Source organism: Isoptericola sp. NPDC056578 (assembly GCF_042793275.1).
GTDB lineage: Bacteria > Actinomycetota > Actinomycetes > Actinomycetales > Cellulomonadaceae > Isoptericola.
In genome coordinates, this window is sequence record NZ_JBHTVC010000003.1 from 55086 (window position 1) to 67752 (window position 12667).

A 12667-nucleotide genomic window follows, 5' to 3' on the forward strand; every position below is an offset into this window, starting at 1 on the left:
CCGGTGCGCGACGGGGTGTCACAGCTCGGACATGGCCTCCTCCGGCGTGCCCTCGACGGCGCGGGCGGCGCGGTTCCACCGCGCCCACAGCACCTTCTCGCCCAGCTGGCCGGCCATCTTGTGCGCGGTGAGCAGGAAGACGATCACGCCCACGGCCAGCACGCCGACGCCGACCCAGTACGGGGCGGAGGCGCCGACCGGGTGCAGCAGGCCGGCGATCACCGGGGCGGGGGCGGCGAAGCCCCAGCGCACGAGGTTGAAGGCGCCGGTCGTGACGCGGCGGTCGGGGTCGCCGAGGGCGAGTGACAGGTCGGTGAGGATGGCGTTGGCGATACCCATGAACACGCCCGCGACGACGAGCACGACGATGGAGGCCGCCGTCGGGAGCCCGAGGGCGAGCAGCAGGGTCATCACGAGCACGCCGGCGACGGCGATGCCCAGGGTCTGCACGGCGCCGATCGTGTGCGCGAGCTTGTGGCCGACGACGAGGATGCCGAACGCGAGCCCGAGGCCCCAGGCGGTGAAGACCAGGCCGAGGGGGATGACGTCGAGCCCGAGGAAGATCGGCGTGTAGCCGAGGATGACGAAGAACACGAAGTTGTAGGTGGCGGTGACCACCGCGAGCGCGAGGAACGCGGGCTTGCGGAAGAGCCCGAAGACCTGGCCCACGTGCAGCGGCACCGGCTTCTCGGCCGGGTCCTTGAGCTTCGTGATCGACATCGCGAGGGCCACGATCATGAACAGGCCGCAGGCGAGGAACGGCACGCGCCAGCTGATGCTGCCGAGCAGGCCCCCGATGAGGGGGCCGACGGCGAAGCCGAGGCCGACGCAGGTCTCGAAGATGCCGACCACCCACTCGCGGTCGTTGGCGAGCGAGACGAGCAGCACCATCGCGGTGGCGAAGAACATGGCGTTGCCGAGGCCCCACAGACCGCGCAGCGCGGCGAGCTGGCCGATCGACGTGCTCAGCGCGGCGAGGATCGCCGCGATCGCGACGATGGTGACGCCGGCGCCCAGGATCTTCTTGTAGCCGAACTTCCCCGTGGCGAGCACGGCCGGGATCATGCCGACGGCCATGACCGCGATGTACGCGGTGAACAGGAGCTCGATCTGCCACGTGGTGGCACCGATCGCCTCCCCGATCACCGGGAGGATCGGGTCGACGACGGCGATGCCGGCGATCGCGAAGAACGCGGTCAGCGCGGTCGCGTAGATCGCGGTCTTGTTCGGTTCGTTGCGTGTGCCTGCCACGGACTCCTCACTCCTGCCCCACGGTCGGTCGCGGGCGTCGTCTGCTGGTTGCTGCGCCGTCGTCGTCGCCGGCCACGGGCCGTTCGGGCGCCGAGATACCTGCATGGTGCAGGTAATTACCTGTAGGATACACCTATGACCGCTTCCCGGGGAAACAATGTCGAGAAGAAGCGCCCCGACCAGGGCGACGACGCCGCGACGGCGGAGGTCGTCGCCCGCGTCGAGCTCGGCCTCGCCCAGCTGCTGCGCCGCGCCGAGCGCACCACCGCGGCGACCACCGTCCGGACCGGCGGCCACGACCTCGACCGCTCCGGCTACCTCCTGCTGCACGCCCTGCGCGACGGCGGCCCCCAGCGCGTCCAGGCGCTCGCGGACCGCCTCGGGATCGACGCCTCCACCGTGACGCGCCAGGTCGTCGCCCTCGAACGCGCGGGCCACGTGCAGCGCTCCCGCGACCCCCACGACGGGCGCGCCGTCCTCGTCTCCGCGACCGCCGGCGGCCGGGACGCCCTGCGCGCGCAGCGACGCCGGCGCGGCGCCACCTACTCCGCCGTGCTCGCCGACTGGAGCCCCGCCGACCGCACCCTGCTCGCCGAGCTCGTCGAGCGCCTCAACGCCGACCTCGACGCCTACAAGCGGGACACGCCCCCGGCCTGACCGTCGCGACACTCGGTTGCCTCACGCAATATTTGTCACGAGCGCGGAACCGGTCGCTCCTGGCTACCGTCGGGAGGGTTGCCTGCGTCACAGACGTGTGACCACCCCGGCGGCAGACCCACCCCGCGTCGAAGGAGAGCGTCGTGAGCAGGCACGCCAACGAGGTCGACGAGTCCACCGCCGCCGTGCTGCGACGCGACCGCCTGCGACGCGCCGTCGCGTCCGCCATGGCCACAGCCCTCGTGCTCGCCGTCTCCCTCGTACTGGTGCCCGGACTCGCCAGCGAGGGCGCGCCCAAGTTCAACGTCCAGTGCGACGAGCTCATCGACGGCATCTCGGAAGCGGCAGATCCCGTCGACCTGCCCGGCGGCGGCCTGCCCAGCGGCCACGCCGAGACGATCGCCGACTACGAGTACGAGAACCCGGCCGAGCACCTCAGCGGCGAGAAGGAGCCGACGAAGGCCGAGCTGAAGAAGCTCAAGGGGAGCTACAAGACGTTCCCGGTCGGCTCCCGCGACCGCATGATCCGGCGATGGAACGTCTACAAGGGCACGTGGGGGTGGGACCAGTGGCGCAACTCCTACATCCCGAACCAGGCCAACGACGCCCGCGGCGACGCGTTCCACGGGAACGTGGGTCGGCGGCTCAAGCTCGGCGGCCCGAGCTGGATGTGCGAGGACACCAAGCTGGCGAAGGAGCAGAAGCTCGGTTCCAACCGCCGCTACGACTCGGTCAACCGGACCCTCAAGATCGCGTACGAGGTCAAGTCAGGGAACTCCTCGCTGCGCGCCAGCCAGCTCAAGGCCGACGCCGCGCTGCGCGCGAAGGGCTGGCGCGTCGTCTACATCTTCAGCAAGGAGCCGACACCGAAGCAGCTCGAGCAGATGCGCACGCACAAGGTCGAGCACACGACCTTGCGCTCCACCGCGGTCCAGAAGAACCCGTCACCGTCGTCGAGCACCGCGATGAACCCGACGTGCGGGCCCGCCCCGAAGTCCGCGGGCCCGTCCACGCTCTCGGCGACGTGCCCGCGCCGCTCGACGGCGGGGCCGGCGAAGGATCTCGCCCAGCGGTCGGGACGCACCCCGGCGCTCGCCCGCGAGGGCCAGCGGATGCAGGCCTCGTTCGGCGCCGACGGCCGCCGGCAGGGGTTCATGCCGCGCAGCCCCGGCGGGATCGACTGGCGCTCCCTCGAGCTGCGCTACGTCACCGATGACCCGAAGGCGGGCGACTACGGGTACGCCTTCTCGGCGGACGAGCTCCCCGACGACGGCGTGGCGGAACCCGGGTACGGAGGCGAGGCCGCGCTGGACCTGTCCTCCGACGCCCTCATGACGTGGCTCGCGCTCGACCCCGAGCAGTTCTGGGTGAACCTCAACCCGGACACGCCGGACACCATCGTCGACGAGGAGTTCGGCTCCACCGACGCCGGTCGCGTGCTGCTCGAGGCGGACCTGGAGATGAAGCAGAGCCTCAACGACCTCATGCGCCCCGAGACGGAGCAGGGTAAGAAGCACTGGGAGTCGCTGGAGCGCACCGACGACGGCCTGATCTGCTCCGACTGGACCCGGCTGTGGATCGAGCCGCAGCCGGCCAAGGTGCGCGTCGAGGACGACCAGCTCTACATCCTGGACGCCCCGCTGCAGGTCCAGATCGAGCCGTTCGACGTGGACTGGGAGGTACCCGGCAACGAGGTCTGCCAGGACGCGCCCCCGAAGATGGTCGAGCGGAACACGCAGCGCATCGTCGACGACTTCGAGCAACCGCTCGAGGACTACGTCAACTCCGCCCCGGAGTACGCGGACCTGCGCCGCGTCTACACGGCCCGGGTCGCCGCCGAGTGGATCAAGGACCGCGACGCGGAGCGCCCGGGAGCCTTCCACGACGTCATCGGCTCGGGCGACGTCAGCGCCTGGCCGGCGCGCACCGAGTACGACCCGAAGGACGTGTACGACGAGTACCGCGAGCTGCTGAAGACCGTGCAGTACCGCTACGAGTACGAGCACGGCGAGCAGGAGTTCTACATCGAGATCTTCGGCGGCATCGTGCTCCCCGACGCGCCGCGGGACCAGACGCCGAAGGCGGAGTTCGAGCGCGACCACCCGAAGCTGCCACGTACCGTCCGCAGCGCTCGGTTCGAGGCGACGAGCCTTCCCGTGGGCGTCCAGGCGCCGCAGGGAGACGAGGTCGGCACGCTCGACGACGCGACCACGACGGCATGGCTCGGCGGCGGGACGCTCGCCGAACCCGAGGAGCCCGACCCCACCGACCCGCCGGACGAGCCGGACCCGACCGACCCGCCGGGCGATGGCGGTAGCGACGGTGGCAACGACGGTGGTGGTGGCGGTGGCGGTGGCGGTGGCGGTGGCGGTGGCGGTGGCGGTGGCGGTGGTGGCGACAGTGGCGACGGCAGCGACGACGCGGTGCCCCCGGATGCCTCCGACGGGCCCGCCGGTCGAGGTGACGAACGGCCCGGGGCACCGCACGCCGACGCACCGCCGTCGTCCCAGGCCCCGCTGCCGGGCGCGCTGGCATCCACCGGCTTCGGTGACGTCGGGCTGATGGTGGCGGCGATCGTCCTGGTCCTCGTGGGCCTCGTCCTCGTCGGCGTGCGACGACGCTGGTTCCCGCGACTCTGACCGCCCGCCCGCGAGAGGGTTCCCGCCGGATCTGCCCTGAGCAGATGCGCTCCCGGCAGAGAACCCTCCCGCTGCGGCCGTCGTCGTCGGACGGTGGGGACATGAGCACACCGATCCAGAGCACCCCGACCCTGAGCACACCGACCCTGAGCACACCGGCACCGCCCACCGCGCCCGCCTTCGACGACCAGCTCACCGCGCGGCTGCTGCACCAGCGCATCGTGGTGATCGGCACCGAGATCGACGACGCCGTCGCCAACCGCGTCGTCGCGCAGCTCCTGCTGCTGTCGGCGGAGGACCCGCGGTCCGACGTCGCGTTGTACGTCAACTCCCCCGGCGGCTCCGTCACCGCGGGGCTCGGCATCTACGACACCATGCGGCTGCTGCCGAACGACGTGGTGACGGTCGGGTTCGGCTTCGCCGCCAGCATGGGCCAGTTCCTCCTCACCACCGGCACCAAGGGCAAGCGCTACGTGCTGCCGCACACGCGGGTGATGATGCACCAGCCGTCGGCCGGCATCGGGGGCACCGCCGTCGACATCGCGATCCAGGCGGAGAACCTGGAGCACACCAAGCGCGTGATGCACGAGCTCATCGCGCAGCACACCGGCCGCACGGTGGAGCAGATCGCCACCGACAGCGACCGCGACCGCTGGTTCACGGCCACCGAGGCGGTCGAGTACGGCATGGTCGACCGGATCGTCGAGAGCGTCGAGGACGTGCGGCCGTCGGCCGGCGGCCGGAAGGCGGGGCTGTGATGGACGAGCGGATGAGCTACACGATCCCGAACGTCGTCGAGCGCACCCCGCTGGGAGAGCGCTACTCCGACGTCTTCTCCCGCCTGCTGCGCGACCGGATCATCTTCCTCGGCACCGAGATCGACGACGGCGTGGCGAACGTCGTCATGGCGCAGCTGCTGCACCTGGAGTCCGAGGCGCCCGAGCAGGAGATCGGGTTGTACATCAACTCCCCCGGCGGCTCCGCGACCGCGATGACCGCGATCTACGACACCATGCAGTACGTGCGCAGCGACGTCGCCACCACCTGCATGGGGCAGGCGGCGTCCGCCGCCGCGGTGCTGCTGGCCGCCGGCACGCCCGGCAAGCGCACGGTGCTGGAGCACTCCCGCGTGCTGCTGCACCAGCCGTCCACCCAGGGGCAGGGCACCGTGTCCGACCTCGCCATCCAGGCGCGCGAGGTGCTGCGCCTGCGCGCCGAGACCGAGCAGCTCCTGGCCCGGCACACCGGGCAGACCGCCGACCGGCTGCGCGCCGACACCGACCGCGACCTCATCCTGTCGGCCCAGGACGCCGTCGACTACGGGGTGGCGGACGCGGTCGTCACCTCGCGCAAGCTGTCGGACCGCGCCGCGGCCTAGCCGTCCCGCGCCACCGGGCGGCCGCCGACGTGCCAGTCGTGGACCTCGACGTCCGCGTAGTCGTCCGCGACCAGCACCCGGCGGGCGTCGTCGGGCCCGGCGGCCTCGACCAGCACGGCGGCGCCGAGGACCGCGGCGCCGTCGTCCGACAGGAGCGGTCCCGCCGCGACCAGGCCGACCCCCGCTCCCGGCGCGACCAGGGGCTCGCCGGTCCCCCGCCACCCGAGCCCGAGGACCAGGTACCGGGGATCGCCCTCCGGCCCGCCGGGGTAGTCCCACATCGTGCGCCCGAGCGTGTTGCGCCACCGGCGCAGCAGCACGTCGCGGTACGCGCCGGCCTGGTAGTTGGGCTCGTCGAACGCGAACGCCCGGGCGGCCTCGGGCCCGGGCAGGTCGAGGACGTGCACGCTCCCGGTGAGCGTCTCGCCGCCGTCCGTCGTCGTCGGACCGCGCGCGATCATCCCGTCCGCGAACCGGTCCATGTAGGCCAGGTGCTCGTCGTTGAGCGCCTCGCGCAGGGCGATCGACCCGGCACGGTCACGGTGGTAGACGAAGAACTCCATGCTCGGCGCCGGCGCTACGCGGCGAGGGCGACGACGTCCGACATCGTCGTGCGCACGGCCGTCGCCGAGCGCACGTGCCGGGACGACGGCGACCGGTCGCGCAGGGACGTGAGCACGCGGACGCGCTCCTGGTGCTCGGCGCTCGCGGCGAGCGCGTCGTGCGCCTCGGCGACGAGGTCGACGAGCCGGATGCCGAGCGCCGCGCACACCGCGGCGAGCACCTCGGACGACGCCTCCTTGCGCCCGCGCTCCACCTCGGACAGGTACGCCGTGGACATGCGCGCCGTGCCGGAGACCTCCTGCAGCGTGCGGCCCTGCGCCAGGCGCGCCCGGCGCAGGATCGCCCCGACCAGGTGCCGCAGCAGCGGCTCGCGCACGTGCTCCGTCGTCGTCGTGCCGAACCCCGTGTCCGCCGTCATGCCGACGACGCTACCCGCGACCGGCGGCCGACGGCTCCGCCAGCGGCTCCGCGGTCGGCCGTTCTGCTGACGGCAGAAGGCGGCGGGCGGCCCGGGTGCTGCCGAACAGGACCCCGCCGACGACGAGCACGGCGCCGAGGCCCTCGAGCGGGGTCACGCGCTCGCCGAGCAGCACCCAGGCCGCCGACATCCCGACCACGGGCACGAGCATCGAGAACGGGGCGACCACGCCCGCCGGGTGCCGGGCCATGAGCCAGGTCCAGACGCCGGAGCCGAGCACCGTCGCGACGAGCACCGTGTACAGCAGGCCGACGACGGCGCCCACGGCCCCCGGGTCGTCCCACGACGTGAGGGAGTGCGCGATCTCTCCCGGCCCCTCGACCAGCAGCGACAGCGCGAGCATCGGCAGCGGAGGCACCACGGACATCCACAGGGTGAGGCGCAGCGGGCTCTGCGGCTTCGCCTGCCGGTTGCAGATGTTGCCGATCGCCCAGCCGAACGCGCCGGCCAGGGTGAGCAGGAAGGGCACGACGGTGGCGGTCGCGGCCTGCTGCCACGCCACCAGGGTGAGCCCGCCGACGGCCACGAGGATGCCGAGCACCTGCCGGCCGCTCACGCGCTCGCGCAGGAACGTGGCGCCGAGCAGCACGGTGAACGGGCCGGACATCTGCAGCACGAGCGACGCGAGCCCGGCGGGCATCCCGGCCGCCATGCCCCAGTACAGGAAGAGGAACTGCAGCGCGCCGAACCCGAGCCCGTAGCCGACCACCCAGCGCACCGGGACGTCCGGCCACGGCACCAGGAACACGGTCGGCAGCGCGATGAGCGCGAACCGCAGCGCGACGAGGAACATCGGCGGGAAGTGCTGCAGCGACGCGTCGATGGCGATGAAGTTCAACCCCCACAGGAGGGCGACGAGGACGGCGAGCAGCCGGTGGCGGGCGGGCATGCGCCCAGCCTCACCCGGCGGCACGGTGAAGGACAAGCGAAAGTTGCTTCATCGTGTCTGTAGGCTGACTTCATGGATGTCCGGCACCTCGAGCTGCTCCGCGAGCTCGCCGACCGGGGCAGCGTCACGGCCGTCGCCCGCGCCACCCACCGCACGCCGTCGGCCGTCTCCCAACAGCTGCGCACCGCCCAGCGCGAGCTGCGCGCCCCGCTCGTCGAGCCGTCCGGCCGCGGGCTGCGCCTCACTGACGCCGGCCGGCTGCTGGCCGAGGGCGGGGCCAGCGTCGCCGCCGCGCTCGCGCAGGTGCAGGCCCGCTGGGACGAGTTCCAGGGCGAGCCGTCCGGCACGGTCACCGTGGCGGCCCTGGCCAGCGCCGCCACGTTCCTGCTCCCCCGCGCCATGGCCGACCTCGAGGGCACCGCCCTCACCCTGCGGTGCGTCGACGTCGACATCGCCGAGGCCGAGTACGGTCCGCTCACCGCGGACCACGACGTCGTCGTCGCGCACTCGCTCACCAGCGTGCGGCCCGCCGGGGCCGAGGGGCTCACCGTCGTGCCGCTGGCCCGCGAGCCGCTCGACATCGCGATGGCCGCGGGGCACCCGCTGGCCCGCCTGCCGCGCGTACGGCCGGCGGACCTGGTCGACGAGGACTGGATCGGCGTGCCCCTCGGCTACCCGTTCGACACCGTGCGCCTCGCCGTCGAGCAGGCGACCGGGGCCGAGCTGCGCGTCGTCCAGCGGCTGCGCGACAACCGCCTCATCGAGGCGCTCGTCGCCGCCGGCGACCAGGTCGCCGTCCTGCCCCGCTTCACCACGCCCACCGGCGACCGGCTCGTGCTGCGCGAGCTCGCCGACATCGCGTCCGCGCGGCACGTCTCCGCCGTCCTCCGCCCCGACCGCGCCGAGCGGCTCGCGGTGCGCCGCGTCGTCGACGCCTTCCGCCGTGCGGGCGCCGACGTCGAGACCGTCATGACGGGTCCAGGCACGGCCTGACGCGCCCGGATACCCCGCGCCACCTGCGGCGACACCCGCTACGATCCCGACATTCGCGGCTCGGCACCCGGCCGGGCCACCCTGACGAAAGGGAGCCAGATGCGCAGGCGCCGTACGTCGATCCTCGGGAGCACGCTCGCGGGACTGCTCGCACTCGGCATCGGGGTGGGCACCGCGCTGCCCGCCGAGGCCGCCGTCAACAAGGTGGCCAAGCGGTTCACCACGCAGACCCAGTGCGCTATCGCGTACGCCTCGGCGGCCGCCCCCCTGGCGGCGCAGGGATACACCCTCCGCGTCTACCACAGCTGCCAGTACAAGGTGGACAGCTCGGTTCGGCCCTGGCTCTACGAGTTCCACTACTGGAAGTGACCAGCAGCGTCCCGCTGACCGGCGCCTGCGGGCGACACGTGCCCCCGCCCGGGTTCGAACCGGGACTGGGCCGGGTTTAAGCCGGCTGCCTCTGCCAGTTGGGCTACGGGGGCGGGACGACGGAGCGGGCGCCGGCGACCTCTCGAGGGAGATCGCCGACGCCCGCTCACGGTACTAGGGAAGGTCAGCCCTTCTCGGCGCGCGCGGCCGACGACTCGGCCTTCTGCTCCACCTTCTCGCCCGGCTGCTTCGGCGGCACGGACGCCTTGCGGAACTCGTCGCGCGGGTCGTGCAGGGAGCCGAGCGACACGATCTCGCGGCCCATGAGGAACTGGCCGATCCAGCCGATGAGGATGCGCACCTTGCGGTTGCCGGTCGGCATCGCCATGACGTGGTAGCCGCGGTGCGCGAGCCACGCGAGCGGGCCGCGCAGCTTGAGGAAGCCGAACAGCTCCGCGACGCCCTTGTACAGGCCGAGGGACGCGACGACGCCGACGCTCTTGTGGGCGTAGTCCTCGGGCTGCTGGCCCTTGAGGACGGCGACCAGGTTGTCGGCGAGCTTGGTGGCCTCGCGGATCGCGTGCTGCGCGTTCGGCGGGCAGAACTGGCCCGGGTTGAGCACGTCCGGCACGGCGGCGCAGTCGCCCGCGGCCCAGGCGTCGGGGACGATCTCGCCGTCCTCCGTCGCGACCTGGAGCGTGGGCTTGACGATGACGCGGCCCATCCGGTCGAACGGGAGGTCCGACTCCTCCTTGATGACCGGGTTCGCCTTGACGCCCGCGGTCCACACGATCGTCTCGGTGTCGAACTCGACGCCCGTCGAGGTGACGACGTGCCCGTCGACGCAGGACGACAGGAACGTGTTGAGGTGGAACTCGATGCCGCGCTTCTTCATCTCGTCGAGCGCCCACAGGCCCATGGGCTCGGAGACCTCGGGCAGGATGCGGCCCGAGCCCTCGATCATGACGAAGCGCAGGTCCTCGGCGTCGATCGTCGGGTAGTTGCGCGTGGCGTAGCGCGCCATGTCCTCGATCTCGGCCAGGGCCTCGATACCGGCGAACCCGCCGCCGACGAACGTGAACGTCAGCATGCGCTTGCGCGCGTCCGCGTCCCAGGTGGACGAGGCGACGTCCATGCGGTTGAGCACGTGGTTGCGGACCGCGATGGCCTCCTCCACGTTCTTGAAGCCGATCGCGTTCTCCGCGAGGCCCGGGATGGGCAGCGTGCGGGACACCGAGCCGAGGCCGATGACGAGCTGGTCGTACGAGACCTCGTAGTCCGGCCCCTCCTCGGGGTGGATCGTGACCTTGTGGCCGGCGTGATCGATGTGGTTGACCAGGCCCTGCAGCACGTCGATGCCCTTGAGCGCCTTGCGGTGCGGGGCGACGACGTCGCGGGCGTCGATCGAGCCCGCGCCCGCCTCCGGCAGGAACGGCGCGTAGGTCATGTACGGCCGCGGGTCGACGACCACGATCGCCGCGTCCTGCTTGCCGAGCTTGCGGCGCAGGCGACGCGCCGCGTAGAGGCCGACGGAACCACCGCCGAGGACGACGATGCGGGGCACCTTGCGGGGCCGCGGGGCCGCGGCGGGCGCGTCCTGGACAGAGGTGTCCGACGACAGAACGTTCTGAGGCATGAACACCATTCTACGACCGTGCCGGGGGCATGCAGTCGGGCCGTCCAGCCCGTGACCCTCCCCCGCTCCGTGGCGCGCCGGCGGGGGTGCCGCCGCCCCACGGAGCCGCAGGTCAGCGGCCCGTCGCCACGGCGGCCGTCGTCCTGGCCACGGCGCCGCCCGAGCGACCGGCGGTGCTCTCCGCGGAGGGCTCCGGCGCCGGGTCCTCCTCCGTCGCGCCGCCCGTCCGCTCGCCGATCGCGGTCGGTGCCTTGAGGAAGGGCCAGGGCATGTCCTCGGGCTGCACGCCGACCTGCGGCTGCCACGATCCGCCGTCCTCCGACCACTCCATGCCCTCTTCCGGCACGGCGCGCATCGGGTAGACGTTCCACCGCTTGCGGCCGTCGTCCGCCGTCGCCGGCCGGAAGTACCAGATGCCGTCGAGGTCGGGCACCGACCATGCCTGCTCGTCTCCCTCCGTCGTCACGGTGCGCACGGGCCGGCCGCGGTCGTCGAAGAGCTGGACGTTCTTGATGGGGTCGCCGTTCGCGTCGAAGGCGAAGAGGTTGGCCACGGGCTCGCCGTCCACCCAGACGCCGTCGCCCTCGGCACCGTCGCCGTAGCCGACGTTCAGCGCGTCGGAGTGCCCGGCGCTGTAGCCGGCGTCGTACGAGCTGCCGCCCGAGGCCGAGCCCCGCACGGACTCGTCGTGCGTCGCGACCGCCACGGCGGGCACCAGCAGCACCGCGGCGAGCGACGCCGCGACCGTGAGCCGCGGCTGCCACCGGCGCGGGAGCCATCGACCGCGCGCCCACTGCACGCTCACCAGGGCGGACCCGCCCATGACCAACAGGTCTCCCGCTCCCTCCGGGACGAGCGACGGCTGACCGTCCGTCGACCGCGTGAACAAGGCGACGAGCAGCGCGCCGACGATCCAGCCGCGCGCCACCCACCACGCCGGCCGCACGTCCCGGCCCAGCCCGCGCAGCCGCGCCCATGCGGGAGTGCTGGTCACCGGCTGCCAGGCCCGGCGCCACCGTTCGCCCAGCAGGACGCGCCGGGCCGCGAGCGTGGGCCGCGCACCCGCACGCCTCCGTGCGCCCGGCAGCTCGGCGGGCAGGCCGGCGGCTGCCCGCAGCTCGGCGGCGTAGTCCGCGGCCGGGCCGAAGTGCGCGACGAGGTCGAGCGCGACGTCGTCGTCGTCGGACCGGGCCCGCCCCGCCCTCAGCGGCGCCGTCGCCTCCGTGAACGCCTCGGCGAGGTCGGCCTCCATCCCGTCGGTCAGCTCGTCCACGACCTCCGGCCCGAGGTCTGCCAGGTTGAGGCGGACCGCCTGGGCGTAGCCCCGGGCGTGCGTGGCGAGGACGTCGGCGAGCGACGTCGCGGTCGTGGCGGTGCCGGCGTCCTCGCCGGGCGCGATGCTGGTCATCAGGCTGCCTCGTCCCTCTTCCCGAGGAGGCCGCCGACGGTGCCGGCGAACTCCTGCCACTCCTTGCGCTGGATCGCGAGCGTCTGCCGCCCGTGCGCGGTGATGCCGTAGTACTTGCGGTGCGGGCCCGCCCCCGACGGCACCACGTAGCTGGTGAGAGACCCTGCGGCGTAGAGCCGCCGGAGCGTCCCGTAGACGGAGGCGTCGCCCACGTCGTCGAGCCCTCGGGCGCGCAGGCGCCGCACCACGTCGTACCCGTACCCGTCCTCGTCCTCGACGACGGCGAGGACCGCCGCGTCGAGCACCCCCTTGAGCAGCTGCGTCGTGTCCATCGACCTCTCCTCCCGACTGCTTCGCGACAGACACTAGTGCGCGATGCGCAGTAGTACAGGCGACGCGCCGACG

13 protein-coding genes and 1 tRNA gene are annotated in these 12667 nt (G+C 72.9%); 6 read left to right on the forward strand and 8 right to left on the reverse strand.

Annotation, left to right across the window (positions count from 1 at the left end):
- Positions 1-18: 18 nt before the first annotated feature.
- Positions 19-1251: an MFS transporter gene (locus ACFQ80_RS02065; RefSeq protein ID WP_430562369.1), complete on the reverse strand. Its 1233-nt coding sequence runs from the start codon at positions 1249-1251 to the stop codon at positions 19-21.
- A 135-nt stretch (positions 1252-1386) separates the two neighbouring features.
- Here ACFQ80_RS02065 and ACFQ80_RS02070 point away from each other — a divergent pair, with 135 nt between their 5' ends.
- The 4 genes from ACFQ80_RS02070 to ACFQ80_RS02085 all read left to right on the forward strand — a co-directional run bounded on the left by ACFQ80_RS02070 (position 1387) and on the right by ACFQ80_RS02085 (position 5925).
- Positions 1387-1908: a MarR family winged helix-turn-helix transcriptional regulator gene (locus tag ACFQ80_RS02070; protein ID WP_430562370.1), complete on the forward strand. Its 522-nt coding sequence runs from the start codon at positions 1387-1389 to the stop codon at positions 1906-1908.
- Between the two features lie 143 nt (positions 1909-2051).
- Positions 2052-4547 (forward strand): hypothetical protein, encoded by a 2496-nt coding sequence (locus ACFQ80_RS02075; RefSeq protein ID WP_430562371.1) that lies wholly within the window; start codon positions 2052-2054, stop codon positions 4545-4547.
- A 101-nt stretch (positions 4548-4648) separates the two neighbouring features.
- Positions 4649-5305 carry a ClpP family protease gene (locus ACFQ80_RS02080; protein WP_430562372.1) on the forward strand — a complete coding sequence of 219 codons (657 nt, stop codon included), beginning with the start codon at positions 4649-4651 and terminating at the stop codon, positions 5303-5305.
- 11 nt (positions 5306-5316) lie between these two features.
- A complete protein-coding gene (locus ACFQ80_RS02085; protein ID WP_430562373.1) occupies positions 5317-5925 on the forward strand; it encodes a ClpP family protease in 609 nt (202 codons plus the stop codon).
- Here the strand turns inward: ACFQ80_RS02085 and ACFQ80_RS02090 are convergent.
- Genes ACFQ80_RS02090 through ACFQ80_RS02100 form a run of 3 tightly spaced genes read right to left on the reverse strand, consistent with a single transcriptional unit; the run spans position 5922 to position 7856 of the window.
- On the reverse strand, positions 5922-6488 hold the full coding sequence (locus ACFQ80_RS02090; RefSeq protein ID WP_430562374.1) for a YciI family protein: 567 nt from the start codon (positions 6486-6488) through the stop codon (positions 5922-5924). The two genes, ACFQ80_RS02085 and ACFQ80_RS02090, sit on opposite strands and share 4 nt — an antisense overlap.
- A gap of 14 nt (positions 6489-6502) precedes the next feature.
- Positions 6503-6907, reverse strand: coding sequence for a helix-turn-helix domain-containing protein (locus ACFQ80_RS02095; protein ID WP_430562375.1), 405 nt, complete (start codon positions 6905-6907; stop codon positions 6503-6505).
- Positions 6908-6917: 10 nt separating this feature from the next.
- Complete coding sequence (locus ACFQ80_RS02100) at positions 6918-7856, reverse strand: EamA family transporter (RefSeq protein ID WP_430562376.1); 939 nt, start codon at positions 7854-7856, stop codon at positions 6918-6920.
- 72 nt (positions 7857-7928) lie between these two features.
- Here ACFQ80_RS02100 and ACFQ80_RS02105 point away from each other — a divergent pair, with 72 nt between their 5' ends.
- Positions 7929-8849, forward strand: coding sequence for a LysR family transcriptional regulator (locus ACFQ80_RS02105; RefSeq protein ID WP_430562377.1), 921 nt, complete (start codon positions 7929-7931; stop codon positions 8847-8849).
- Positions 8850-8948: 99 nt separating this feature from the next.
- Complete coding sequence (locus tag ACFQ80_RS02110) at positions 8949-9218, forward strand: hypothetical protein (RefSeq protein WP_430562378.1); 270 nt, start codon at positions 8949-8951, stop codon at positions 9216-9218.
- 39 nt (positions 9219-9257) lie between these two features.
- Here the strand turns inward: ACFQ80_RS02110 and ACFQ80_RS02115 are convergent.
- The 4 genes from ACFQ80_RS02115 to ACFQ80_RS02130 all read right to left on the reverse strand — a co-directional run bounded on the left by ACFQ80_RS02115 (position 9258) and on the right by ACFQ80_RS02130 (position 12594).
- A tRNA-Leu gene (locus tag ACFQ80_RS02115) sits at positions 9258-9331 on the reverse strand.
- A gap of 71 nt (positions 9332-9402) precedes the next feature.
- A complete protein-coding gene (locus tag ACFQ80_RS02120; RefSeq protein WP_430548835.1) occupies positions 9403-10854 on the reverse strand; it encodes an NAD(P)/FAD-dependent oxidoreductase in 1452 nt (483 codons plus the stop codon).
- Positions 10855-10966: 112 nt separating this feature from the next.
- Complete coding sequence (locus ACFQ80_RS02125) at positions 10967-12262, reverse strand: hypothetical protein (RefSeq protein WP_430562379.1); 1296 nt, start codon at positions 12260-12262, stop codon at positions 10967-10969.
- Entirely contained in the window at positions 12262-12594 is a 333-nt protein-coding gene (locus ACFQ80_RS02130; protein ID WP_430548833.1) for a PadR family transcriptional regulator, read from the reverse strand. The genes ACFQ80_RS02125 and ACFQ80_RS02130 overlap by 1 nt, the downstream gene beginning before the upstream one ends.
- Positions 12595-12667: the final 73 nt, after the last annotated feature.